The organism is Pseudoxanthomonas sp., from assembly GCF_027498035.1.
GTDB lineage: Bacteria > Pseudomonadota > Gammaproteobacteria > Xanthomonadales > Xanthomonadaceae > Pseudoxanthomonas_A.
Genome location: NZ_CP114978.1, coordinates 21,176 through 44,866 on the forward strand (window position 1 = coordinate 21,176; position 23,691 = coordinate 44,866).

Sequence of the window (23,691 nt, forward strand, 5' to 3'; positions counted from 1 at the left end):
GATGCAACGGGCGGCCCGCAGATGCGGGCCGTCTTTGTTTGGGGCACCTGCGATGCGGGGTGACGCGCGCGGGCCGGGCTCGGCCGAGCCCCTGGCGCCAGCGGTGCGCGTGGCTGCAATGGACGTGCTGCGTGGCCTGGCCCTGCTCGGCATCCTGCTGATGAACCTGGAAGGCTTCGCCGGGCCACCGGCAGTGATGGGTGCCGGTATCGACCCGGCGCTGCATGGCCTGGATCGCTGGGCCGATGCGGCGATCTACGTGTTGGTGCAGGGCAAGTTCATCGCGCTGTTCTCGCTGTTGTTCGGCGCCGGCTTCGCGGTGATGGCCGGGCGGGCGGAGCGCGAGGGCTGGGCGCTGGGATGGGTGTGGTGGCGGCGCTGCATCGGCCTGCTGCTGATCGGCCTGACCCATGCGTTGCTGGTGTGGTCGGGCGATGTGCTGGTGTCCTACGCGCTATGCGGCCTTGTGTTGCTGGCGTTCCGCGAGGTGCTGGGCGGGGTGTTGGCATGCGTGGGTGTTGCGCTGTTTCTGGTGCCGCCTGGCATCTCGCTGCTGGTGGGCCTGGGTGAAACGGCCATGGCCAGTGATCCGGCCTGGCAGCAGGCGCTGCAGGAGCAGGCTGCGCATATGGCCGCGCTCGCGACGGCGCAGGCCCAGGTGTACGGGCAAGGGGATTTCACCGCTGCCACGCTGCAGCGCCTGCGCGACCTGGGCGAAGCCCTGAGCGTGCTGCCGATGACCGGCGCACAGGTGCTGGGATTGTTCATGGTGGGTACGTGGCTGGGTCCGGTGTTGGCCCAGCCCGCACGGCATGCGCGCGGGCTGGCCTGGATGCGATGCGGTGCATGGCCGCTGGGACTGGTGCTGATGCTGGGGTCGGTGTGGCTGGCGCCGTGGATCGCGCCGGGCCGTGCCGACCTGCGCGTCGGCCTGGCGGCAGCGATGGCGGCTGCTTCCAGCTTGCCGCTGTGCCTGGGCTATGTCGGCTGGGCGGTGCGCTGGCTCGAAGGGCGCGCCTTCCTCCCGATCGCGAACCTGCTGGCCGGTGCGGGACGCCTAGCGCTGAGCAATTACCTGTTGCAGTCGCTGGTCTGCACATGGGTGTTCTACGGCTACGGACTGGGGGCGTTCGGCCTGGAGCGCCGATGGCAGGTGCCATTCGCACTGGTCGTGTTCGGGCTGCAGCTGCTGCTGAGTCGATGGTGGCTGGCGCGTCACCGGCTTGGGCCGGTGGAATGGATGCTGCGTGCCTTCACCTATGCACGCCTGCCGTCGCGTCGCGTGGCCGGATGAAGGACTTGGCGAGCCGCGTCATTACCTGAGGAAGGCAGCCAGTCACGGCATGCTGTGCGGCAGAGGCGGGCGTGGCATCCCTATCATGGATGACTGACCTCGTTATCGGGCCATCGTCCTGATTGGTCTGGATTCCGGAATGGAGCGATTCGCATGTCCCAGCACGGCAACGGCAAGTACGACCTGATTGTGGTCGGTGGTGGTTCCGGTGGATTGGCGGGCGCATTCCGCGCGGCCGAATACGGTGCCAGCGTCGCCATCCTGGAGCCCAATGAGCTGGGCGGAACCTGCGTCAACGTCGGTTGCGTGCCGAAGAAGGCGATGTGGCTGGCGGCCGAGGTGGCCCGGCACGTGGGCATGGCGCGCGACATGGGTTTCCGCGTGGATGGCGGGCGACTGGATTGGCAGGAGTTCCTGGTCCACCGCCAGCGCTATATCACCGGCATCCATGACAGCTACCGCCGGCGCCTGGCCAAGGCCAACATCACGCGCATTCCCGCCCGCGGCACCCTGGTGCCCGGCGGGGTGCAGTGCGATGACGGCCTGGATCTGAAAGCGCGACATATCCTGGTCGCGACCGGTGGGCACCCGGTGCGGCCCGACATCCCCGGCGCAGAGCTGGGCATCGATTCCGATGGTTTCTTCAACCTGCGCGCGGCACCGGCGCGGGTAGCGATCATCGGCGGCGGCTACATCGCGGTGGAACTGGCCGGGGTACTGCAGGCGCTGGGCAGCCAGGTCGAAGTGTTCGTGCGCGGGCCGTGCCTGTTGCAGTCCTTCGACCGCAGCCTGACCCTGCAACTGGCCGAAAACCTGCATCAGCAGGGCATCCGCCTGTTCTTCGACACCACGGTCACCGCGCTGGAGAAGCACGACGAACAGACGCGCGTGATCACCAATGGCGGCCCGGCGCCGGAGGACTTCGACTGCGTGATCTTCGCGACCGGGCGCGTGCCCAACACGCATGCACTCGGGCTGGAAGCGCTGGGCGTAAAGACCGGGGCCGGCGGCTATATCCAGGTCGATCCGTTCCAGGACACCAATGTCGAAGGCATCCATGCGGTCGGCGATGTCACCGATGTGGGCGTGGAGCTGACGCCGGTGGCGATTGCAGCTGCGCGTCGATTGATGGATCGCCTGTTCGGCGGTCAGCCGAAGGCGCGGTTGGACTACGCCAACATCCCCAGCGTGGTGTTCTCGCACCCGCCGATGGGCAGCGTGGGCCTGAGCGAAAAAGAGGCGCGCGCCCAACATGGTGACGACGCGGTGCAGGTGTTCTCCACCACCTTCCGGCCAATGCTTTACGCGTTGGCCGATGCCCTGCAGTACAGCTTGTTCAGGCTGGTCTGCGTGGGCGAGGAGAAGCGCGTGGTCGGGGTGCACCTGATGGGCGAGAACGCCGACGAGATCCTGCAGGGGTTCGCCGTGGCGCTGAAGCTGGGCGCCACCCTGGATGACCTGCACGACACCGTGGCGATCCATCCGACCAGCGCCGAGGAACTGGTGCTGTTGCGTTAGGCGGTGCGGATCATGCTGAAAAGCCCGACGCCAGCGCGCCGGGCCAGCACTGCTGGAATGAAGAAGGGCCGCATCGCTGCGGCCCTTCTCACTGTTGCGTCTTGCGGGTCTGCCTGCGGGTCAGTGGCCGCCGGCCGCGGCTGCGCCGCCCTTGGCCGCGAACGGCGGCTTGGCGAACCACACGAACACGATCACCAGCAGGAAGATCCAGCCCAGCAGATGGAAGACTTCATTGAAGCCGATCTGCGAGGCCTGCTGGCCGATCATCTGGTTGAGCATCACCGCGCCGGTCTGCGGATCGCCGTGGCCGAGCTGATGGACGGTCTGCTGCATGGCCGGGTCGTAGGCGCTGATGTTTTCGGTCAGCTCCGCGTGGTGCACGGTAATGCGGCGGTTCCAGATCCAGGTGGTCAGCGACGCGGCGAAACTGCCGCCCAGCGTACGCACGAAGGTCGCCAGGCCGGAGCCTGCGGCGATCTCATGCGGCGCAAGGTCCGACAGCAGGATCGTCAGCACCGGCATGAAGAACAGCGCCACGCCCAGGCCCTGCATCAGCTGCACCTCGGCCACGCGGCCGAAGTCCACGTCCAGGTTGAAACCCGAACGCAGGAAGCTGGTGCTGGCCATCACGAAAAAAGCGAAGGTGGCCAGCATGCGCAGGTCAAAACGGGAGGCGTACTTGCCCACGAACGGCGTCAGCAGCACCGGCAGGATGCCCAGCGGTGCGGAGGCAAAGCCTGCCCAGAGCGCCGTGTAGCCCATGTTCCGCTGCAGCCACAGCGGCACCAGCAGGCCGATGGCGAAGAACGCCGCGTAGCCGAATACCATCGCCAGCGTGCCGGCCGCGAAGTTGCGGTGGCGGAACAGGCGCAGGTCGACGATCGGGTCCTTCTCGGTCAGTTCCCAGATCACGAACACGGTCAGCGCGACCGCGGCCACGATGGTCAGGATCACGATCTTGTGCGAGTTGAACCAATCTTCGTCGTTGCCCAGGTCCAGCATGACCTGCAACGCGCCCACGCCCAGGACCAGCGTGGCCAGGCCGATGTAGTCCATCTTCGGCGTCTGCAGCTTTTCCGGACGGCCCTTCATCTGCCGGCCGACCACGATGCTGGCGAAGATGCCGATGGGGATGTTGATGAAGAAGATCCATTCCCAGCTGTAGTTGTCGGTGATCCAGCCGCCCAGGATCGGCCCGGCGATCGGCGCGACCACCGTCACCATCGCCAGCAGCGCGATGGCCTGCCCGCGTTTGGCGGGGGGGTAGATCGAGATCAACAACGCCTGGGTGACCGGATACATCGGGCCGGCCACGAAGCCCTGCAGTGCACGCGCCAGCACCAGCAGGCCCATGCTGTTGGCCAGGCCACACAGCAGCGAGGCCACCACGAAGGCCAGCGTGGCCCAGGTGAACAGCTTCACTTCGCCAAAGCGGCGGGTCATGTAGCCGGTCAGCGGCAGCGCGATGGCATTGCTGACCGCGAACGAGGTGATGACCCAGGTGGCTTGGTTGGAACTGGCGCCCAGGTTGCCCGAGATGGTGGGCAGCGAGACGTTGGCGATGGTCGTGTCCAGCACCTGCATGAACGAAGCAAGTGCCAGGCCGACCGTGGCCAGCGCCATGTTCGGCGGCCGGAACGGCTGGGCCGCCGCCGGCTGTTGGGCGGCCGGTGGGCCGCCTGCGTCTTCGGCGATGGTGGACATCAGTGTGTGCTCAGTTCTGCTTGGTCGGCGCGGGCAGGTTCTGCTCGATGATCGAGGTGATCAGCTGGTTGGCATCGGCCAGCTGCTTCTCGTAGGCCGTGGTGGTCATCAGCGGCTTGCTGCCGGCGGTGCGTGCCGGGGCCAGCACCGGGCCGTCCTGGTCGTGCAGTTCCACGTCCACGTCCATGCTCAGGCCGATGCGCAGCGGGTGGGTTTCAAGCTGCTTGGGGTCCAGGGTAATTTTGACCGGCAGGCGCTGCACGATCTTGATCCAGTTGCCACTGGCGTTCTGCGCCGGCAGCAGCGAGAACGCGCTGCCCGTGCCCAGGCCCAGGCTGTCCACCTTGCCGTCGTAGGTCACGTCGCTGCCGTACAGGTCGGCATGCACCTTGACCTTCTGGCCGATGCGCATCTTGCCCAGCTGGGTTTCCTTGAAATTGGCTTCCACCCACACCTGGTCGATCGGCACGATGGTCATCAGCGTGGTGCCTGGTTGGACCTGCTGGCCCAGCTGTACGCGGCGCTGGGCCACATAGCCGGAGACCGGCGCGACGATGGCCGCGCGCTGCACGTTCAAATAGGCCTGGCGCAGCTGCGAGGCGGCTGCTTCGACCTGCGGCGACTTGCTGACGGTGGTGGCATCGACCAGCGCACGGCTGCGCTGCAAGGTGCCGCGCGAACCGCCCAGGGCCGCTTCGGCCGAGGCCAGCAGGTCGCGGGCGTGGGCCAGTTCTTCGCGCGAGACCGCGCCGGTGGCCACCAGGCCTTCACGACGCTTGACGTCGGCGCGGGCCTGGTCGACGGCCACCTGGCGGGCGAGCAGGTCCGATTCACTGGATGCGACGTTGCTGAAAAGACCACGCACCTGGCGGACCGTGCCGGCCAGGTTGGCGACGGCCTGGTCGTAGCTGACCTGGGCGTCGTTGGGGTCCAGGTGGACCAGCGCCTGGCCGGCTTCCACGCGCATGCCGTCGTCGGCGTCGATGCTGACCACGGTGCCCGTGGTCTGCGGCACGATCGAGACGATGTTGCCGTCCACGTACGCGTCGTCGGTGCCCTGGTGCCAGCGGCCGTACATCAGCTCATAGGCGGTCCAGGCGACGCCGGCGACGATCACCACCAGGAGCAGGATCAGCAGCGCGCGCTTGCGGTTGTTCTTTTGCGGCGGGGTGCCGGCCGCGGGAGTTTGGGTCTGCGTGTTCATGGGGTGGCTTCGGCGGTCATGGTGGAAGAGGGAGCGGTCAGCTGCAGGCCACCGCCGAGTGCCTGGTCCAGATCGACCACGGCGGCGTAGCGCTGCGCATGCAGGCCGGCCAGTTGCTGTTCAAGCTGAAGGAGCGGGCGCTGGGCGCTGAGGACATCCAGCTGGGTGCCCAGGCCGGCGCTGTAGCGGCTGTTGGCCAGGTCGAAGGCCTTGCGCGCGGCATCGCGCGCCTGGGTGACCGACTCGGTCTGCGCATCCAGCGAACGTGCGCTCTGTACGGCATCGGCGACTTCGTGCATCGCACCGACCAGGGCGCCGTTGTAGCTGGCCACGGCCAGGTCGTACTGCGCGTCGGCGTTGTCCAGGTTGGCGCGCAGGCGGCCGCCATCGAAGATCGGCAGGCTGATCGCCGGGCCACCCAGGCCCAGTGCCGCGTCGCTGTCGAACAGGTCCGAAAGGTGCGCCGAGGCCAGGCCGGCGATGACGTTGAGGTTCACGCTGGGCTTGAACGCGGCCTTGCGGGCATCGATGCCGCGGTTGGCGGCCTCGACGCGCCAGCGCGCAGCGACCACATCGGCGCGGTGGCCGAGCAGTTCGCTGGGCAGCACGCCCGGGACCGCCGGTGCCGGGGCTTCAAGCAGCTTGGGCTGGGTGATGGACAGGCCGCGGTCCGGGCCTTTGCCGACCAGCGCGGCCAGCGCGTTGCGCAGCGAGTCGATCTGCTGCTGGGCGGCCTGTTCCTGCTGGCGGGCGCTAGCGATGGTGGATTCGGCCTGGCGCAGCTGCAGGGTGTTGTCCAGGCCGGCCTCGACGCGCTGCTGGCTGAGGTCGCGCAGATGGCTTGAGCGCTGCTGTTCGCGGCGGGCGACCTCCTGCGTTTCATAGGCCTGCGACAGCATGATGTAGCTGCGGGCGATATTGGCCGATAGGGTCAGGCGCGCGGCCTGTGCATCGACCTGCGCCGCCTTGGCCTGGCCGACCGCCGATTCCCAGCTGGCGCGCTGGCCGCCCCACAGGTCGGGCGCCCACTTGAAGTTGAGCATCAGCACGTCGGTCCACATCACGTCGCCGCCGAACTCGTCGCCAACCAGGCCTTTGGGCAGCTGTGCCCCGGCGTATTGGCCCGACGCCTCCAGCGTCGGCTTGCGTTGCGCGTCGGCCAGCCCGGCTTGGGCCTGGGCCTGGCGCAGGCGCGCGTCGGCCGCGGCCAGTGAGGGGCTGCCGGCCAGGGCTTCCTGGATCAGGCTGTCCAGCTGGGGGTCGCCCAGCGTGTTCCACCAGTCCTGGGTCGGGAAGGCGGCGGCGCTGAGGGCGTCATCGCCCAGGGTTTGCTGGGCGGTGAGGGTGTCGGCGTCGAGCAGCTGGCCATTCGTGCTAAGGCCGTGGCTGCTCGCGCAGCCGACCAGGACGAGGGCGCAGGCCAACGACACGGTAAGCCTGCCGGGCAGGCGCGTGGAAACAGGCGTGGACATGGTCAAACGGTCTCGGAAGTGAGGTTGTCGCGGGCCTGCTCAAGCAGGCGCATCAGTTGGCTGACGTCGGCTTCGGTCATCCCGACGGTGGCGTGCTTGAGTACGCGCTGGCCGCACAGGTTGGTGTCTTTCCAGATGGCGGTGCCGGCATCGGTCAGGTGGATGTGCAGCGCGCGGCGGTCACCGGGATCGGCCTGGCGCACGACCAGGCCGCGCGATTCCAGGCGGTCGAGCAGGCGGGTCATCGCGCCGGGATGGACTTCGGCGGCGCGGGCCAGCTCGGTGACGCTGGCCATGCCGTCGGCCAGCTTCTTGATGGTGACGAACTGGCTGAAGGTCAGGTCATGGCCGGCGGCGACCAGTTCCTTCTCCATGTTGGCCCAGATCGCATCGCGGACCTGGCGGATCAGCAGGCCGAGCGAGGAGCCGCTGGCGGGAGCGCAGATGGAGGCAGGTACTTTCATGGCGCGGCATGATCGTCGCCATGGAAATAATTGTCAATGCAAATATTGTTTCAGCAATGGAATGACCTATTCTGTCATTCCGCTGACGGAACGGTCAGCCCGTGGCGCGATGCAGGTCAGCTCCAGGACCGCCTTGCTTCCGAAAAAAGCCAGCAACAACAGGGCCATCGCGACCAATGTCCAACGCACGGCCTTGGCGCCGCGCCAGCCGCGTCGCCAGCGGCCCAGTAGCAGTCCGCCGAAGACCAGCCACGACAGCACGCTCAGCACCGTCTTGTGGATCAGGTGCTGGGCGAACAGGTTCTCCACGAAAAGCGTGCCGGTCAGCAGGGTCGCGGTCAGCAGGGCAAAGCCGACCGCGATCGTGCGGAACAGCAGGGTTTCCAGCTCCGTCATCGGTGGCAGGGCGCGCAGCCAGGTATGGAATTCGCGCCGGCGCAGGGCGCGTTCCTGCACCCACAGCATGACTGCCAGCAGCGCGGCCACCGCCAGCGTGGCGTAGGCCAGTAGTGCCATCCAGGCATGCAGCTGCAGGCGCCAGTCCAGGCCTGTCGAAGGACGGTGTCCATAGCCGTGGTAGGTCGCCAGCAGTGCTGCCGCCAATGGGAAGGCGACCACGCCGACCGTGGCCATGCGCCCGCGCGCGCCGACCACGGCGGTCATGCTAGCCATGCCCAGGCTCACCAGCGACAGCGCCGAGAAGAAATGCATGTCCGGCCCGCCCGGCGTGCGCCAGGCGATCCATAGGTGGTAGCCGGCGTGCAGCGCGATGGCGGCCAGCGCCGGCCAGCGCCAGGTCCGCGACGGGCCCAGGGCGTCACGGCCGACCGCGCGCACCAGCAGTACGGTCGCCAGCAGGTAGAAGGCAATGGCAGGAAGGATGAAACCCATGCGTAGAAGTGTCGCACGCGGCCGCGCTTGGCGAGAACCATTCCTAGTTGCACGATGAAGAAAACGCGCCCGGATATACTGCGCGCCCGCTTTGCCATCACGTCGGTCCACCCCATGTTCGAATCCCTGACCCAGCGCCTGTCCGGCACCATGGAGCGGCTGCGCGGCCGCGGTCGCCTGACCGAGGAAAACATCCGCGAGGCCACCCGCGAGGTGCGCATCGCCCTGCTGGAAGCCGACGTCGCGCTGCCGGTCGTGCAGGCGCTGGTCGAGCGCATCAAGGTGCGTGCGGTCGGCCAGGAAGTACTCAAGTCGCTGACCCCCGGCCAGGCCTTGATCAAGGTGGTGCGCGACGAGCTGACCGCGGTCATGGGCTCGGCCGCCACCGACCTGAACCTCAACGTGCCGGCGCCGGCGGTGATCCTGATGGCCGGCCTGCAGGGTGCGGGCAAGACCACGACTGTGGCCAAGCTGGCCAAGCACCTCAAGGAAAAGCGCAAGAAGAAGGTGATGGTGGTCAGCGCCGACGTCTACCGTCCGGCCGCCATCGAACAGCTGAAAGCGCTGGCCGAGCAGGTCGACGTGCTGTTTTTCCCCTCGACCGCCGACCAGAAGCCCGAAGCCATCGTCCGCGCCGCCATCGAGGACGCGCGCAAGTCCTACGCCGATGTGCTGATCGTCGATACCGCCGGTCGCCTGGCCATCGACGAGGCGATGATGGCCGAGATCAAGGCGCTGCATGCTGCGGTCAAGCCGGTTGAAACCCTGTTCGTGGTCGACTCGATGACCGGCCAGGACGCGGCCACCACGGCCAAGGCCTTCTCCGAAGCGCTGCCGCTGACCGGCGTCGTGCTGACCAAGACCGACGGTGACGCCCGTGGCGGCGCCGCGCTGTCGGTGCGCTACATCACCGGCAAGCCGATCAAGTTCATTGGTGTGGGCGAAAAGCCCGATGGCCTGGACGTGTTCCACCCCGAGCGCGTGGCCGGTCGGATCCTGGACATGGGCGACGTGCTGTCGCTGGTGGAGCAGGTCGAAGGCCAGGTCGACAAGGACAAGGCCCAGAAGCTGGCCGAGAAGGTCGCCAAGGGCAAGAAATTCGACCTCAACGACATGCGCGACCAGCTTGAGCAGATGCAGAACATGGGTGGCATCGGCGCGCTGATGGAAAAACTGCCCGGCCTGGGCCAGGTGCCCGATCAGCTCAAGCAGCAGGTCGCCGGCAACAAGGAAGTGCCGCGCATGATCGCGATCATCGGTTCGATGACCAAGAAGGAGCGCCGCAACCCGGGGCTGCTCAATGGCTCGCGCCGTGCCCGCATCGCCAAGGGTTCCGGTACCCAGCCGTCCGACGTGAACAAGCTGATGAAGCAGTTCACCCAGATGGAAAAGATGATGAGCAAGCTCGGCCGCGGCGGCATGAAAGGCATGATGCGCGGCATGAAGGGAATGATGGGCGCCATGGGTGGCGGCCGCGGCGGCATGCCGTTCCGTTGATCGACTGATGGTCTCGGCTGCGCGCCTGCGATCGGAAGCCTTTTGTGCACGTTTCGGCGTGCGCCTGCCGGTATTGCTTGCACCAATGGCTGGTGCCTGCCCGGTGCCACTGTCGGCCGCCGTGGCCAACGCGGGCGGCATGGGCGGGATGGGCGCGGTCCTGTCCACGCCGGCTGATATCGAAACCTGGTTGGCTGATTTCCGCCGGCAGAGCGACGGGCCCGCCCAGGTCAATCTGTGGGTGCCCGATCCACCACCGGTGCGCGATGCGGTTGCCGAGGCGGCCGTGCGCGAATTTCTCGGCGACTGGGGGCCTGAAGTTCCTGTGTCCGCGGGCGATGCGGGGCCGGCCGATTTCCAGCAGCAGTTCGATGCCTGCATCGCGGCCAGGCCGCGGGTGCTGTCCACCATCATGGGTGTGTTGACCCCGGCGCAGGTCCAGTCGCTGAAGAGTGCTGACATTGCCTGGTTCGCCTGCGCCACCACGCTGGCCGAGGCGCGTGCCGCACAGGACGCTGGTGCCGATGCGGTCGTGGCGCAGGGCTTTGAAGCCGGTGGGCATCGCGGTGCCTTCAACGCGGCCGATGCCGAGCGCCAGCTGGTCGGCCTGTTTGCGCTGCTGCCACGATTGGCCGATGCGCTGTCGATTCCGGTGATCGCTGCTGGCGGCATTGCCGACGGGCGCGGGATCGCGGCAGCGCTGACCCTGGGTGCCAGTGCGGTGCAGATCGGGACCGCTTTCCTGCGCGCACCGGAAGCTGCGATTGCGCCGGCCTGGGCGCGGGCGCTGGCGCAGACCGAACCGCAGGACACCTGGCCGACGCGGGGCTTTTCCGGGCGTCTTGGGCGTGCGGTCGCGACGCTTTACGTGCGCGCGCTGGCCGCGCCGGGCGCGGTGCTGGCCGCGCCCTATCCCGTGCAGCGCGGCCTGACCGCGGCGATGCGCAAGCAGGCCGCGGCAGACGATCGGATCGATGCGATGCAGGCCTGGGCCGGGCAGTCGGCGTGGATGGCAAAGGCGCGTCCCGCGGCCGATCTGCTGCAGGACTGGTGGACCCAGGCCGACGCACTGCTGTGAGTGTGCCGGCGCTGTATTGCGGCGCACGTCCGGCCGATGCCGAGGACCTGCGTGCACTCGCGCTGCTGAGCTACGGGCACTTCACCGCGATGCGCGTGCGCGATGGCGCCGTTCAGGGCCTGGACCTGCATCTGGCGCGACTGCGCGACGGACATGCTGCGCTGTTCGATGCCGTGCTGGACGAGCCTGCGCTGCGCAACGACCTGCGTGCGGTGCTGGCCGGGCAGGGCGACGCATCGGTGCGGATCACCGGTTTCGCGCGCGACTTCGATTACCGCGATCCGCTGAAGGTCGTGCAGCCGGAGTGGCTGATCTCGGTCGGGACTGCCGCCCCTGCAGCCGGCGCGGCGCCGATGGCGTTGAAGAGCTTTTCGTTCGTGCGGCCATTGCCGCAGATCAAGCATGTGGCGATGTTGCCGCTGTTCCACTATCGGCGCGAAGCCCGCAGGGCGGGCTGCGATGACGCGTTGTTCGTTGCGGGCGCGCTCCCGGCCAGCCCAGTCATCGAAGGATCGGTCTGGAACATCGGCTTCTGGGACGGGGCCGTGGTGCACTGGCCAGAAGGCCCGGCCCTGCGCGGCACCTGCGAGGGCCTGCTGCAGCGCGGATTCGAGGCGCTTGGCGTTCCGCAGCGCACCGGGATGGTGAACCTGGAGCGTGCCAGAACCCTGTCGGCCTTCACCGCCAATGCCAATGGCTGCGGCAGCGTGGCCTCCATCGATGGCGTGTCGTTGCCACGCGCGCCGGCGCTGCAGGGCCTGCTGGATCAGGCGCTGGCCACCCAGGCCTGGGTCCGGATCTAGGTCTGGATAAGGGGTTTTCTGAACCGGCAGAGTTTGCGTGCGGCCCGCAGCCCGCTATAATCGCCGGCTTACCGCGCCATCCTGGCGACTGGGCAACACCGAGAAAGACATCATGGTCAAGATCCGCCTTACCCGTGGCGGCGCCAAGAAGCGCCCCTTCTACCACATCATCGTCACCGACGTGCGCAGCGCGCGCGACGGCCGCAACATCGAGCGCGTGGGTTACTACAACCCGGTCGCCCAGGGTGCCGAGCCGCGCATCGTGCTGGACAAGGCCCGTGTCGACCATTGGGTCAGCAAGGGTGCGCAGCTGACCGACAAGGTCCGCAACCTGTACAAGGAAGCGGGCAAGCTCGACACCGCGCAGGCTTCGGCCTGATCGCGCCTCGGCCGCGCCCCGCGCGCGGCCGGAGTTTCTCATGACAGAGAACACGACGCGCCGCATTCTGCTGGGCAGGGTGGTCGGCGCGTTTGGCGTGCGCGGCCAGGTCAAGATCGAATCCTGGACCGAGCCGCGTGAAGCCATCTTCCGCTACCAGCCTTGGACCTTGCGCGATGCTGCTGGCAACACGCGCGAATTCACTGGCGCGCGTGGCAAGAATTCCGGCAAGCACTTGATCGCCGATTTCCCCGGCGTGGTCGACCGCGATGCGGTGGATGCGCTGGTGGGCCTGGAGATCTCGGTGCCGCGCAGCGCGCTGCCGCCGCCGAAGCCCGACGAATATTACTGGGTCGATCTGGAAGGCCTACGCGTGATCAATGCCGATGGCCGCGATTTCGGCACGGTCTCGCACCTGTTCTCGACCGGCGCCAATGATGTGCTGGTGGCCAAGGGTGACAAGGAGCGGTTGATTCCGTTCGTCGAGCCAGAGTTCATCACCAAGGTGGATTTCGAAGCCGGCATCGTCGGCGTGGACTGGGATCCGGATTTCTGACCTGATGGCGGGCCTCCGGGTTCGCCATCCTGTTGTTGTTTCCTCCTGCGACCACGTCCTACGGCCTGTCCATGCGCATCGACGTCATCAGCCTGTTTCCTGAATTCATCGACCAGAGCACCGGCTTTGGCGTGGTCGGGCGGGCGCGCGAACGCGAACTGCTGCAGCTGCAGGGCTGGAATCCGCGCGATTACGCCACCGGCAACTACCGTCGTGTCGACGACCGCCCATTCGGCGGCGGGCCGGGCATGGTCATGCTGATCGAGCCGTTGCGGGCCTGCCTGGATGCGGCGCGCGTGGCGGATGTCGCACCGGCGCCGGTGGTCTATCTCACACCACAGGGGCGGCCGCTGACCCAGGCGCGGGTGCGTGCGCTGGCCGCGCTGCCGCGCATGATCCTGCTGTGTGGTCGCTATGAAGGCGTCGACGAGCGCTTCCTGGCGCACGAAGTCGACGAGGAAATCTCCATCGGCGACTACGTGCTGTCAGGTGGCGAACTGGCAGCAGCAGTGCTGATCGACGCGGTGACGCGCCTGCAGGATGGCGCCCTCAACGATGCCGACTCGGCCGCCCAGGACAGCTTCGAAGGCGAGGGCGGGCTGCTGGATTGTCCGCACTTCACCCATCCGGCCAGCCATGCCTGGGGCGAGGTGCCTGACGTGCTGCGTTCGGGCAACCACGCGGCGATCGCGCGCTGGCGCAGGCAGCAATCGCTGGGCCGGACCTGGCTGCGCCGGCCGGACCTGCTGGACGAGGCCAGCCTGTCCAAGGCCGACCGCAAGCTGCTGGAGGCGTTCCGGGCTGAGCAGGCCGATGACGGGTCGGCCGGTCAGCGCTAGCCACGGCGGAGAATTTGTCTATAATGCGCAGTTCCCGTGGCCGGCTCGGCCTGCGGGGACCCCATAAGAACGAACGTGCGGCGTAATCCTGCGACTGCATCAGTGCCAGCTGTCGATCTCCGACACGCCCACCTACACAGATAATCGGTGCCACCATGAGCAAGTTGAACAAGTCCATCATCGCGGAATTCGAAGCCGCCCAGATCACCCGCGAGCTGCCGCAGTTCAGCCAGGGCGACACCGTCATCGTCAACGTGAAGGTGAAGGAAGGTAACCGCGAGCGCGTGCAGGCATACGAAGGCGTGGTCATCGGCAAGAAGAACGCCGGCCTGAACTCGGCTTTCACCGTCCGCAAGATCTCGCACGGCTTCGGCGTCGAGCGCGTCTTCCAGACCCACAGCGCCACCATCGACTCGGTCGAAGTGAAGCGTCGCGGCAAGGTCCGCGCCGGCAAGCTGTACTACCTGCGTGGTCTGCAGGGCAAGGCTGCCCGCATCAAGGAAGACCTGGCTGCCGCTGCGCAGGCCAAGGCTGCCCGCCTGGCTGCTGCTGCCGCTGCGGAGTAAGTCCAACGCCAGGCGTCGCGCAAGCGGCGCTGCGTTATGCTCGAAACCCGGCCATGTGCCGGGTTTCTTGTTTTCATGGGTCAGGTGATTGCTGGCGATGCGCGCCTGATCTGCTCAACGGATGAGGTGATGCGATGTCGATGGTGCGGATCGGGTTGAAGATGCTGTGTGGCCTGCTGGTGCTGTCTGCTGGAGGTTGCGCCAGTTCTGCTGGCCTGGATGGGTCCAACGTTTCGCTGGCCTGCCAGCAGCAGGCGCGCGATGCGGCCGAACAGCCGCCCTTTCCCAAGCAGTTGCGTGATGGCAAGCACGGCGCCGAGTTGGAACAGGGCATCCGGGATACCCGGATGTCCAGGGCCTGCCAGCAGGAGGTCGACCAGCACGCCGAGGTCACGTTCCGGACCGGTTCCGGCACCTAGTCGAGTCACCAGCGCGGCCATGGCCGCTCGCCCCCGCTTGAAGGAGTGAAGGATGAAACTGCCCTTGATTGCCCTGGCCTGTGGCCTGATGTTGTCGGCCTGCGCCAGCGATACCCGCCGCTATGACGCAGAGGTGCGCCCGGCGGACCGCCCGGAATGCCAGGTGGCTTCGTCGTCCTCAGCCGAGGCGCTGGCCCGCTCCAATGCTGGTTCCATGGTGCGTGATCCCTGCCATCCGGACGAACCGCTGCAACTGTCCGGCGGCAGGCAGGACACCATCAAGCCCGATTTCTCAGGAAAACATGACTGACCCCGTTGTCGCGCAAACCGTTCGCCTGGATGTCTGGCTGTGGGCGGCGCGTTTCTTCAAGACCCGCGTGCTGGCCAAGGATGCGGTGACGCTGGGCAAGGTGGAAGTCGATGGCCAGCGGGCCAAGCCGGCGCGCACGGTGCGGCTGGGCGATGCCCTGCAGGTGCAGCGTGGCGACGAGCGCTTTGAGCTGGTGGTGCTGGGTTTGTCCGACCAGCGTGGCCCGGCGCCGATGGCGCAGGCGCTGTACAGCGAAAGCGAAGCCTCGCGCCAGCGGCGCGCGGAAGTGCGCGCCACGCGTGCGGCCGAACGCACCGGCTATCGCGCGCCGGAGACCAAACCAGACAAGCGTGCGCGCCGCCTGATCCAGGCGCTGGGTGATATCGACGCGTTCTGACGCGCGTTGTTTGAAGCGCGCCCGGTCAGGCGCGTTGCAGGGCATCGTCCGGTTTGCAGTCCGGATCGGCGGGGTCGGCCACCGGTGACGGAGGCGTTGCCGGTACTTCCGATGGCACCGCGATCGCGCGCGTATCGGCAGCGCCCATGCGCGCCTTGCGCCAGCCGCCCCAGCGGTAATACGCCATCGCCATCAACATCGAGCACAACGAGCTGACCGGGAAGCTCCACCACACCGCGTCGGCGCCCAGCGTGGGTTGCAGCAGGTTGGCGAACGGCACGCGGATGCCCCACAGCGCGATCACCAGCATGATGATCGGCGGGATCACCGCGCCGGTGGAGCGCACGACGCCCGACAGCACGAACATCACCCCGAAGAACAGGAACGACCAGATCGCGATGTGGTTGATGTGGCGTGCGATTTCGTGGGCGGCGCTGGCCGAATCCAGAAACAGCGAGAGCGTCCAGCGGTCCAGCAGGATCAGTGGCAGGATCAAGGCGCCGGTCATCAGGAAGTTGAACAGCACGCCGGTGCGCGCGGTGGCATCGACCCGGTCCCAATGCCCTGCGCCCACGTTCTGGGCCGCCATCGTCGAGGCAGCGGCGGCCACTGCCATGGCGGGCATCTGCACGTAGTTCCAGATCTGCAGCGCCGCACCATAGGCGGCCACGGTATCGGTGCCGAAGCGGTTGACCAGGGTCATCATCGCGATCATCGCCATGGACACCAGCACCATCTGCAGGCCCATTGGTACGCCTTTGGTGATCAGGGTGCGCAACACGGCGAGATCGGGGACGAACAGGCGCATGTCCTTGCGCCCCAGCCACAGGACGTGGCGCTTGTGGCGCATGTAGAACAGCAGGCCAAGCAGCGCGATGCCCTGCGCAAGCAAGGTGGCCCAGGCCGAGCCGGCGATGCCCAGCTTGGGGAACGGGCCAATGCCGAAGATCAGCAATGGGTTGAAGGCGATGTCCAGCACCACCGATACCAGCAGGAAGCGGAACGGCGTCTTTGAATCACCTGCGCCACGCAACGCCGCCGACAGGAACGTGAAGGCGTACATCAGCGGCATGGCCAGGAAGATCACCCGCAGGTATGCCTCGGCCAAGGGGAGCAGTTCGGCAGGTGTCGCCATCGCGGCCAGCAGGTGCCTGGCCAGCCAGACGCCGCAGCTGGCAATCACGATCGACAAGCCGATGAAGAAGCTGGCGCTGCTGCCCATGACCTTGCGGGCCTGGGCGATGTTGCCGGCACCGATCGCCTGGCCGATCAGGATGGTGGCGGCCATGCCGATGCCGAAGACCGAGCCCAGCAGGAAGAACATGATGTTGTTGGCATTGGCGATGGCGGCCAATGACGATTCGCCCAGGAACCTGCCAACCCAGATCGCGTTGACCGAGCCGTTGAGCGACTGGGCGATGTTGCCGCCCAGGATCGGCAGCGAGAACAGCAGCAGGTTGCGGCCGATCGGACCTTCAGTGAGCGAACGGGTAGGGCGTGCGGGCATCGGGAGGGCCACGGAATAAAGGCCGGCACCGTAGCACTGGATGACGCCGCCGTCAGGTCACGATCACGCCGTTGGCAATGGCGTGGCGGGCAGGGCGCGTCGCCACTGGCGCAGGCCCATCGCTGCCAGGCCGACGAACCCCAGGTACAGCGCGGCCGTGACGTCGAGCGACTTGTACGCGTACAGGCCGGTGTAGATCACATCGACCACGATCCACAGCCACCACGCCGCGACATGGCGCCGGCCCTGCCACCACTGTGCGACCAGGCTGAAAGCGGTCAGCGCCGCATCCAGCCAGGGCAGGGCGGCATCGGTCCAGCTGTGCATTGCCGTGCCGAGCGTGATCGCAAGTACCACGCCGACCGACAGGTCACGCAGCATCGCGCCGCGCGCCAGCGGTGCGACTTCAACCAGGCCATCCTGGCCCAGGTGGGATTTCCAGCGCCACCAGCCGTACAGGATGAAACCGGCGAACGCGCCCTGTAGCAGGACGTCCGAGTACAGCTTGGCCTCGACGAACACGCTCGCATACAGCGCGACTGAAACCAGCCCGATCGGCCAGCCCAGCAGGTGCCGGCGCGCGGTCAGCCAGACGGCAGCGACGCTGACGATGGCGGCGATCCATTCCAGGGTTTCGGCATTCATAGCGCGTAGGTCACCGACAGGCGGGCCATGCGCGGCGCACCGGGGAACAGGTAATAGTCACCGCCGCTGCTGCCGGTGTCGCGCCAGTAGAAGTGGTTGAACACGTTGTCCACCGATAGCCGCCAGGTCAGTGCGTGGCCACGCACGTCGCTGCGCACACGCACGCCGGCATCGAACACGCTGTACGCCGGTACGCGCGTGCGGCCATCGGCCGTGGCGACGTTGGGCGCGGCGTAGCGCCAGCCACCGCTGACCGTCCAGGCCGGTGCGAACGGCAGCTGGTAATCGGCCTGCACGCTGGCGCGCGCCTTGGGGATGTTGATCAGCTGATGGCCTTCGTAGGCAGGCGTGCCTGTATCTTCGGCGCGCGCGCGCAGTACGCTGGCGCTGGCGGTGAGCTGCAGGTGTTCGCCCAACTTGCCGTTGGCGGTCAGCTCCAGGCCGGTGTGCACCTGCCTGCCCTGCTGGACGAAGGTGTAGCCGGCGTCGCTGTCGTCGGGCATCGCGTACTGGAACGGCTGCGCGATGTGGAACAGGGCGACACCCAGGTTGAGCGAGGCGGTCGGCGCGAACTTCACCCCGACCTCGGTCTGGCGCGACAGCAACGGCGGCAGGAAGCTATCGGCATTCGAGGTCCAGTACGGCGCCTCCTGCCCCAGCGACAGGCCCTTGCTGTAACTCACGTATGCATTGAGCTGGTCGTTCACCTGCCACAGCAGTGCGGTCTGTGGCAGGAACTTGCTCAGCTGGGTCTTGCGTTCGCGCACCCCGTCGCTGTCATTGGCGATCTCTTCCAGGTGCACGAAACGCCCACCCGCCAGCCACTGCCCGCCGTTGCCAAAGCTGATGCGGTCCAGTGCGAACACCGCGCGCTGCCTGTCGTCCAGGCGACGCGCCGAGGCGCCGGGCTCGTTGCTCGACGGCGCGAACACCGGCACCTGCGCATCGTAGATGTTGGCGGTGCCGACGTAGTCGTAGACATCCTTGCGCCGGTCGACCGTGCGGCGGTAGCCATCCACGCCAACGGTCAGCTGGTGGGTCAATGCGCCGGTGTCGAAGCTGCCCTGCAGCTGCGCGCGCAGTTCATCGTTGACACGCGTGTCGTCCGGGCTGCGGTAGTCGTAGATGTCGTAGTCGCCGTTGGGCGCGAAGTAGTTGCCCGGCGAGCTGCCATCGGCGCATTGCGCGGCGTAGGAGCAACCGTAGGCGAAGGCCACGTTGTCATCGATCACGCTGCGGCTGTGGCCCAGCGCCACGCTGCCCTGCCAGGTGTCGTTGAAGCGATAGCTGTAGCGCGCGGTCAGGTTGGTCGACTGGATCGCCACAGGCTGCTGCCACGGCTGGTAGCCAAGCATCACGGTGCGACTGGCGTTGCTGGGCACCGTGTCGCCACCCAGCAGCTGGTAGCCGGAGACCGAGTTCTGCGCGCTGGTCTGGTAGCTGCCATCCAGCTCCAGCTTGGCCTTGTCGCTGATCAGCCAGTCCGCCGCCAGCGCGTAGAAATTGCGTCGGCCATCGGCGTGTTCGATGTAGGAGTGGGTGTCCTCCCAGGCCGTGTTGAGGCGCAGGCCGAAGGTCGGGGTCAGCCAGCGGCCGACATCCAGCGCGGTGTAGCGCGAGCCGTGCGAATCGGTGCCGACGGTGAGTTCCTGCACGCGCATCGGGCGCTTGGTGACGTAGTTGATGATGCCGCCGGGCGCCATGATGCCGGCGGTCAGGCCGGCTTCGCCCTTGAGGATTTCCACCTGCTGGATGTTCTCCAGTGCCAACCGCTGTTCACCGGCGATGGTCAGGTCGTTGAGGCGGTAGCCGGTGGCCAGGTCCAGTGGAAAGCCGCGGATGGCCACGTTCTGGTAATAGCCCACCGCTGCATAGCTGTCGCCCAGCGAGGCATCGTTGTAGGCCACTTCGCTCAGGGACCGCGGCTGGCGGTTGTCCAGCAACGTGCGATCCAGCACGTTGACCGAGGCCGGGGTGTCCTTCCAGCTGCCGGGGCCGAAGCTGCCCAGCTGGCTGTTCGGTGCGGTCTGGCGCGTGTCGGCCTGGCCCTGGACGCGCACCGCGGCCAGGTCGGTGGCCGAAGACTTGGCCGCCTGTGCATCGTCATCGGCCTGCTGCGCGTGGAGCGGCAGGGCAGTGCACAACAGGGAGGTCAGCAACAGGGTGGAGCGGGAGCGGTTCATGTCGATTCGTCACCAAGGCAATGGCTCAAGGACGAAGCGACGGCGCACCGCCACTTCGCCTTCGATAGGCGACATCGGGGGTGCTGCTCAAAGCTCCCTACGCCGGTACAAACCGGATCAGGTTCCAAGGGACTCTCTCAGCCTGGCAACGCCAGGCACCCCCGCTTCAGGCCGGCATTTGACACCATTTCGCCAGGATTTGCACACCCCGCCTTTTCAGGCTACTGCGTGCAGCGCCTGCAGCAAGGCCTGGCCGGGTGCGCTGGAGAACCAGCGCGCATGGCCCAGCAGGAAGGTGTCGTAGGCCACGTCCGCGTTGGCCGGGGAGCGGGTGATGGACTGGAAATACTCGACTTCCGACAACGCGAAATCCACGTGCACCAGCGGCAGCAGGTCGGCCAGCAGGTGCACGCGTGCGGGCGCCAGCGGCAGCACATCGCGATAGCCTTCCAGGAGCGCCAGGGCGGTGTCGATGTGGACCGCGCCCATGCCGTCTTCCAGCGCAAGCCAGGCGACCGCATTGCGTTCGATGGCTGTGGCCAGGTCGAACAAGGCGCTGGTCGGCGAGGCCAGGCCGAAGTCCAGCACGGTGCTGATGCCCATGGCCTCGCCGCGCGGTTGCCACAGCAAGTTCGAGACATGCCAGTCGTTGTGTGCCCACAGCCGAGGCTCGCCGCGCAGGCGTTCGGCCAGGCCTGCATGCAAGGGCAGCAGCATGCGTTGGAAGTCTTCGATCCAGTCGCGTCGATCCAGGTCTTCGGCCAGGCCGGGACGCCCGGCGAGCTGGGCTTGCAGTGCGGCGATGGGATCGTCGGCGCGGATCAGGTCATCACGGGCGACCAGCAGGTGCGTGCTGCGCTGGGGCGCATGGTGGCCCGCAGCGGCAACGTGTAACCGCGCCAGCATCGCCCCGGCTTCGCGGGCCTGATCCAAGGCGGTGAGCGGCGTCCAGGAGGGCGTTTCGCGATACAGATCTTCGCCTTCGCCAGCGCCGTGGATTTCATAGGTCCACGCGCCCAGTGCGGCCGCCGTGCGGCCATGGCGGTCGGCGAAGACCTCGGCGACCGGCAACCCGTTGCGGGCCAGGTGCGCAATAAAGCGATGCTCTTCTTCCAGCTGTGCGGGTGTGCGCACGCTGTGGTGGTGTCGCTTGATGAAGATGCGGCCTTGCGCGGTGTCGACCAGTGCGGCTGCCGACAGCGGGCGCGGGCTATGCCAGGCCAGCTGCCAGTCGCCGGACCATTGCCGATAGCCGGACAGCAGTTGGCTGATCTCATCCTCGCGCAGCGGTGGCCAGTCGGCGGCCACTTCATCGGGGCCGACGCCGTGCACGCGGTGGCTGGATTCGGTCATGGCGAAGTGCGCGGCGACATGGGCGCGTATTGTGCGACAACGGCGCCACTGGGGCGCCGTTGTCGTGCTGCCTGCAGGATCGCTTACTTCAGGTCGAAGCGATCCAGCTCCATCACCTTGGCCCAGGCCGCGACGAAGTCCTGCATGAACTTGCCCTGCGCATCGCTGCTGGCGTAGACCTCGGCCACCGACCGCAGGATCGCGTTGGAACCGAATACCAGGTCCACGCGCGTGCCGGTCCACCTGGCCGCGCCGCCGTTGCGGCTGCTGCCGGCAAAGGTGGTGCGCGACGCCGGCTTCCACTCGGTGCCCATGTCCAGCAGGTTGACGAAGAAGTCGTTGGTCAACGCGCCGGGCCGGTCGGTGAACACGCCATGCTTGGCTTCGTCCACGTTCGCGCCCAGCACGCGCAGGCCGCCGACCAGCACGGTCATCTCCGGCGCGGTCAGGGTGAGCAGCTGCGCCTTGTCGATCAGCAGTGCCTCGGCCGGCACGCTGAAGTGGCCCTTGAGGTAGTTGCGGAAGCCATCGGCGACCGGTTCCAGCACACCGACCGATTCGACATCGGTCTGTTCCTGCGAGGCATCGGCGCGGCCCGGCGTGAACGGCACGGTGACCACCTGGCCCGCGGCCTTGGCCGCCTGCTCGACACCGACCGCGCCGGCCAGCACGATCAGGTCGGCCAGCGAGACCTGCTTGCCTCCGGTGTTGAAGTCCTTCTGGATGCTTTCCAGCGCGGACAGCACCTTGGCCAGCTTGGCCGGCTCGTTGACGGCCCAGTCCTTCTGCGGCGCCAGGCGGATGCGCGCGCCGTTGGCACCGCCGCGCTTGTCCGATCCGCGGAAGGTCGAAGCTGATGCCCATGCGGTGGACACCAACTGGCTGACCGACAAACCGGCCGCGGCGATCTTCTGCTTGAGCGCGGCGATATCGGCAGCGTCGATCAGCGCGTGTTCGACCGCCGGAATCGGGTCCTGCCAGATCAGCACTTCGGCCGGCACTTCCGGGCCCAGGTAGCGCGCGCGTGGCCCCATGTCGCGGTGGGTCAGCTTGAACCACGCGCGGGCGAAGGCATCGGCCAATTGGTCGGGGTTTTCCAGGAACCGGCGGGAGATTTTTTCGTAGGCCGGATCGAAGCGCAGCGACAGGTCGGTGGTGAGCATGGTCGGCAGGCGCTTGCCGTTGCCGTGCGGGTCCGGGATCACCGCATCGGCGCCCTTGGCCTGCCACTGGTGCGCGCCGGCTGGGCTCTTGACCAGCTCCCATTCGAAGCCGAACAGGTGTTCGAAGAAGTCATGGCTCCACTGGGCCGGGGTCTTGGTCCAGGTGACTTCCAGGCCGCTGGTGATCGCATCGCTGCCGCTGCCGCTGCCGAAGCCGCTCTTCCAGCCCAGGCCCTGCTGGTCCAGGTCGGCCGCTTCGGGTTCCGCGCCCACGTTGTCGGCCGGGCCTGCGCCGTGGGTCTTGCCGAAGCTGTGGCCACCGGCAATCAGGGCGACGCTCTCTTCGTCGTTCATGGCCATGCGGGCGAACGTATCGCGGATGTCGTAAGCCGCTTTCAGCGGATCGGGGTTGCCGTCCGGACCTTCCGGGTTGACGTAGATCAGGCCCATCTGCACGGCGGCCAGCGGGTTTTCCAGGGTGCGCGAATGGACGTCGCCATCGGCGTTGTCGTCGGCCGACAGCACCGCTGCGTCACCCGGCTTGACCACGCCTTCCGAACCATGGGCATAGCGCACGTCGCCGCCAAGCCAGGTGGTTTCGTTACCCCAGTACACGTCCTGGTCTGGTTCCCAGGTGTCCTCGCGGCCGCCGGCAAAACCGAAGGTCTTGAAGCCCATCGATTCCAGCGCGACGTTGCCGGTCAGGATCAGCAGGTCGGCCCAGGAGATCTTCTGCCCGTACTTCTGCTTGATCGGCCACAGCAGGCGGCGCGACTTGTCGATGTTGACGTTGTCCGGCCAGCTGTTGAGTGGCGCGAAACGCTGCTGCCCGCGGCTACCGCCGCCGCGCCCGTCGGCGGTGCGGTAGGTGCCCGCGCTGTGCCAGGCCATGCGGATGAACTGCGGGCCGTAATGGCCGAAGTCCGCTGGCCACCAGGGTTGCGAATCGGTCATCAATGCACGCAGGTCGGCTTTCAACGCGTCGTAATCGAGCTTCTTGAATTCCTCGGCGTAGTTGAAGCTCTTGCCCAGTGGATCGGACTTGGACGAATGCTGGTTGAGCAGGTCCACCCGCAGCTGCTTTGGCCACCAGTCGGTGTTGGTGGTGCCGCCGCCGGCGTTGTGGTTGAAGGGGCACTTGGCTTCGGTGTTCATCGGTCGCTACCTTTGTCGTAAGCACTGGGTGGCTGCCCGTCCTGCAGGAGGGCGGGCGCGAGTGTGGGGGTTGGAAAGCGCAGGCTTCTAGAACGAATGCGACATGCCCGGCCGTGGATGGACGGGCATGCAATGCACTTCACCCGCATCAGCGGTCGGGAATGCCGACGCGGGTTGCCAGGACGTTGCCGGCCGCTGCCGGAAGAGGTTCGCGCTGCTTGCTCATGGGCGGGCTCGCTGTGGCGGGTGAGCCCTCACCTTAGGCAAGGCCGATGACAAAGGAAAATCGAAAAA

General features: G+C 67.1%; 22 protein-coding genes and 1 riboswitch. Of the genes, 12 read left to right on the forward strand and 10 right to left on the reverse strand.

Going from position 1 to position 23,691, the window contains the following annotated elements:
* Positions 1-103 precede the first annotated feature (103 nt).
* The gene (locus O8I58_RS00110; protein WP_345781318.1) at positions 104-1,294 is read left to right on the forward strand and encodes a DUF418 domain-containing protein; all 1,191 of its coding nucleotides are present in this window, start codon (positions 104-106) and stop codon (positions 1,292-1,294) included.
* A gap of 153 nt (positions 1,295-1,447) precedes the next feature.
* Positions 1,448-2,812: a glutathione-disulfide reductase gene (gene gorA, locus O8I58_RS00115; protein WP_298319650.1), complete on the forward strand. Its 1,365-nt coding sequence runs from the start codon at positions 1,448-1,450 to the stop codon at positions 2,810-2,812.
* A gap of 120 nt (positions 2,813-2,932) precedes the next feature.
* Here gorA and O8I58_RS00120 read toward each other — a convergent pair whose 3' ends face one another.
* The 5 genes from O8I58_RS00120 to ccsA form a co-directional block, all read right to left on the reverse strand.
* A complete protein-coding gene (locus O8I58_RS00120) occupies positions 2,933-4,516 on the reverse strand; it encodes a DHA2 family efflux MFS transporter permease subunit (protein ID WP_298319651.1) in 1,584 nt (527 codons plus the stop codon).
* Between the two features lie 10 nt (positions 4,517-4,526).
* Positions 4,527-5,720 (reverse strand): HlyD family secretion protein, encoded by a 1,194-nt coding sequence (locus O8I58_RS00125; RefSeq protein ID WP_298319653.1) that lies wholly within the window; start codon positions 5,718-5,720, stop codon positions 4,527-4,529.
* On the reverse strand, positions 5,717-7,192 hold the full coding sequence (locus O8I58_RS00130) for an efflux transporter outer membrane subunit (protein ID WP_298319655.1): 1,476 nt from the start codon (positions 7,190-7,192) through the stop codon (positions 5,717-5,719). The genes O8I58_RS00125 and O8I58_RS00130 overlap by 4 nt, the downstream gene beginning before the upstream one ends.
* A 2-nt stretch (positions 7,193-7,194) precedes the next feature.
* A complete protein-coding gene (locus O8I58_RS00135; RefSeq protein WP_298319657.1) occupies positions 7,195-7,656 on the reverse strand; it encodes a MarR family winged helix-turn-helix transcriptional regulator in 462 nt (153 codons plus the stop codon).
* A 66-nt stretch (positions 7,657-7,722) separates the two neighbouring features.
* Positions 7,723-8,547 carry a cytochrome C assembly family protein gene (ccsA, locus tag O8I58_RS00140; RefSeq protein WP_298319658.1) on the reverse strand — a complete coding sequence of 275 codons (825 nt, stop codon included), beginning with the start codon at positions 8,545-8,547 and terminating at the stop codon, positions 7,723-7,725.
* A gap of 114 nt (positions 8,548-8,661) precedes the next feature.
* Here ccsA and ffh point away from each other — a divergent pair, with 114 nt between their 5' ends.
* The 10 genes from ffh to O8I58_RS00190 all read left to right on the forward strand — a co-directional run bounded on the left by ffh (position 8,662) and on the right by O8I58_RS00190 (position 15,391).
* Positions 8,662-10,044 (forward strand): signal recognition particle protein, encoded by a 1,383-nt coding sequence (gene ffh, locus O8I58_RS00145; protein WP_298319659.1) that lies wholly within the window; start codon positions 8,662-8,664, stop codon positions 10,042-10,044.
* A 7-nt stretch (positions 10,045-10,051) separates the two neighbouring features.
* Positions 10,052-11,122: an NAD(P)H-dependent flavin oxidoreductase gene (locus O8I58_RS00150; RefSeq protein ID WP_298319661.1), complete on the forward strand. Its 1,071-nt coding sequence runs from the start codon at positions 10,052-10,054 to the stop codon at positions 11,120-11,122.
* Complete coding sequence (locus O8I58_RS00155) at positions 11,119-11,925, forward strand: aminotransferase class IV (protein ID WP_298319663.1); 807 nt, start codon at positions 11,119-11,121, stop codon at positions 11,923-11,925. The genes O8I58_RS00150 and O8I58_RS00155 overlap by 4 nt, the downstream gene beginning before the upstream one ends.
* Positions 11,926-12,037: 112 nt before the next feature.
* Positions 12,038-12,304 (forward strand): 30S ribosomal protein S16, encoded by a 267-nt coding sequence (rpsP, locus tag O8I58_RS00160; protein WP_298319664.1) that lies wholly within the window; start codon positions 12,038-12,040, stop codon positions 12,302-12,304.
* A 40-nt stretch (positions 12,305-12,344) separates the two neighbouring features.
* Positions 12,345-12,860, forward strand: coding sequence for a ribosome maturation factor RimM (gene rimM / locus O8I58_RS00165; RefSeq protein WP_298319666.1), 516 nt, complete (start codon positions 12,345-12,347; stop codon positions 12,858-12,860).
* A gap of 71 nt (positions 12,861-12,931) precedes the next feature.
* On the forward strand, positions 12,932-13,699 hold the full coding sequence (gene trmD, locus O8I58_RS00170) for a tRNA (guanosine(37)-N1)-methyltransferase TrmD (protein ID WP_298323226.1): 768 nt from the start codon (positions 12,932-12,934) through the stop codon (positions 13,697-13,699).
* A gap of 155 nt (positions 13,700-13,854) precedes the next feature.
* Positions 13,855-14,265, forward strand: a complete 411-nt coding sequence (gene rplS, locus O8I58_RS00175; protein ID WP_298319668.1) for a 50S ribosomal protein L19 — start codon at positions 13,855-13,857, stop codon at positions 14,263-14,265.
* 134 nt (positions 14,266-14,399) lie between these two features.
* Complete coding sequence (locus O8I58_RS00180) at positions 14,400-14,684, forward strand: hypothetical protein (protein WP_298319670.1); 285 nt, start codon at positions 14,400-14,402, stop codon at positions 14,682-14,684.
* 52 nt (positions 14,685-14,736) lie between these two features.
* On the forward strand, positions 14,737-14,994 hold the full coding sequence (locus O8I58_RS00185; RefSeq protein ID WP_298319672.1) for a hypothetical protein: 258 nt from the start codon (positions 14,737-14,739) through the stop codon (positions 14,992-14,994).
* Complete coding sequence (locus tag O8I58_RS00190) at positions 14,987-15,391, forward strand: Hsp15 family ribosome-associated heat shock protein (protein WP_298319674.1); 405 nt, start codon at positions 14,987-14,989, stop codon at positions 15,389-15,391. Before O8I58_RS00185 ends, O8I58_RS00190 begins: the two co-directional genes overlap by 8 nt.
* A 25-nt stretch (positions 15,392-15,416) precedes the next feature.
* Here the strand turns inward: O8I58_RS00190 and O8I58_RS00195 are convergent, their stop codons facing one another.
* The 5 genes from O8I58_RS00195 to katG all read right to left on the reverse strand — a co-directional run bounded on the left by O8I58_RS00195 (position 15,417) and on the right by katG (position 23,397).
* A complete protein-coding gene (locus O8I58_RS00195) occupies positions 15,417-16,898 on the reverse strand; it encodes an MATE family efflux transporter (protein WP_298319676.1) in 1,482 nt (493 codons plus the stop codon).
* 63 nt (positions 16,899-16,961) lie between these two features.
* Positions 16,962-17,543, reverse strand: coding sequence for a nicotinamide riboside transporter PnuC (gene pnuC / locus O8I58_RS00200; protein WP_298319678.1), 582 nt, complete (start codon positions 17,541-17,543; stop codon positions 16,962-16,964).
* Positions 17,540-19,726, reverse strand: coding sequence for a TonB-dependent siderophore receptor (locus O8I58_RS00205; RefSeq protein ID WP_298319680.1), 2,187 nt, complete (start codon positions 19,724-19,726; stop codon positions 17,540-17,542). Before O8I58_RS00205 ends, pnuC begins: the two co-directional genes overlap by 4 nt.
* Before the next feature lie 77 nt (positions 19,727-19,803).
* A riboswitch (TPP riboswitch) is annotated at positions 19,804-19,899 on the reverse strand.
* 43 nt (positions 19,900-19,942) lie between these two features.
* Complete coding sequence (locus O8I58_RS00210) at positions 19,943-21,079, reverse strand: phosphotransferase enzyme family protein (protein ID WP_298319682.1); 1,137 nt, start codon at positions 21,077-21,079, stop codon at positions 19,943-19,945.
* Positions 21,080-21,162: 83 nt separating this feature from the next.
* The gene (gene katG / locus O8I58_RS00215) at positions 21,163-23,397 is read right to left on the reverse strand and encodes a catalase/peroxidase HPI (RefSeq protein WP_298319684.1); all 2,235 of its coding nucleotides are present in this window, start codon (positions 23,395-23,397) and stop codon (positions 21,163-21,165) included.
* Positions 23,398-23,691: the final 294 nt, after the last annotated feature.

Coding starts and splice junctions, on each gene's coding strand:
- gorA (WP_298319650.1), top strand. CDS start 1,448: ATGTCCCAGCACGGCAACGGCAAGTACGACCTGATTGTGGTCGGTGGT.
- O8I58_RS00120 (WP_298319651.1), bottom strand. CDS start 4,516: ATGTCCACCATCGCCGAAGACGCAGGCGGCCCACCGGCCGCCCAACAG.
- O8I58_RS00125 (WP_298319653.1), bottom strand. CDS start 5,720: ATGAACACGCAGACCCAAACTCCCGCGGCCGGCACCCCGCCGCAAAAG.
- O8I58_RS00130 (WP_298319655.1), bottom strand. CDS start 7,192: ATGTCCACGCCTGTTTCCACGCGCCTGCCCGGCAGGCTTACCGTGTCG.
- O8I58_RS00135 (WP_298319657.1), bottom strand. CDS start 7,656: ATGAAAGTACCTGCCTCCATCTGCGCTCCCGCCAGCGGCTCCTCGCTC.
- ccsA (WP_298319658.1), bottom strand. CDS start 8,547: ATGGGTTTCATCCTTCCTGCCATTGCCTTCTACCTGCTGGCGACCGTA.
- ffh (WP_298319659.1), top strand. CDS start 8,662: ATGTTCGAATCCCTGACCCAGCGCCTGTCCGGCACCATGGAGCGGCTG.
- O8I58_RS00150 (WP_298319661.1), top strand. CDS start 10,052: ATGGTCTCGGCTGCGCGCCTGCGATCGGAAGCCTTTTGTGCACGTTTC.
- rpsP (WP_298319664.1), top strand. CDS start 12,038: ATGGTCAAGATCCGCCTTACCCGTGGCGGCGCCAAGAAGCGCCCCTTC.
- rimM (WP_298319666.1), top strand. CDS start 12,345: ATGACAGAGAACACGACGCGCCGCATTCTGCTGGGCAGGGTGGTCGGC.
- trmD (WP_298323226.1), top strand. CDS start 12,932: ATGCGCATCGACGTCATCAGCCTGTTTCCTGAATTCATCGACCAGAGC.
- rplS (WP_298319668.1), top strand. CDS start 13,855: ATGAGCAAGTTGAACAAGTCCATCATCGCGGAATTCGAAGCCGCCCAG.
- O8I58_RS00180 (WP_298319670.1), top strand. CDS start 14,400: ATGTCGATGGTGCGGATCGGGTTGAAGATGCTGTGTGGCCTGCTGGTG.
- O8I58_RS00185 (WP_298319672.1), top strand. CDS start 14,737: ATGAAACTGCCCTTGATTGCCCTGGCCTGTGGCCTGATGTTGTCGGCC.
- O8I58_RS00190 (WP_298319674.1), top strand. CDS start 14,987: ATGACTGACCCCGTTGTCGCGCAAACCGTTCGCCTGGATGTCTGGCTG.
- O8I58_RS00195 (WP_298319676.1), bottom strand. CDS start 16,898: ATGCCCGCACGCCCTACCCGTTCGCTCACTGAAGGTCCGATCGGCCGC.
- pnuC (WP_298319678.1), bottom strand. CDS start 17,543: ATGAATGCCGAAACCCTGGAATGGATCGCCGCCATCGTCAGCGTCGCT.
- O8I58_RS00205 (WP_298319680.1), bottom strand. CDS start 19,726: ATGAACCGCTCCCGCTCCACCCTGTTGCTGACCTCCCTGTTGTGCACT.
- O8I58_RS00210 (WP_298319682.1), bottom strand. CDS start 21,079: ATGACCGAATCCAGCCACCGCGTGCACGGCGTCGGCCCCGATGAAGTG.
- katG (WP_298319684.1), bottom strand. CDS start 23,397: ATGAACACCGAAGCCAAGTGCCCCTTCAACCACAACGCCGGCGGCGGC.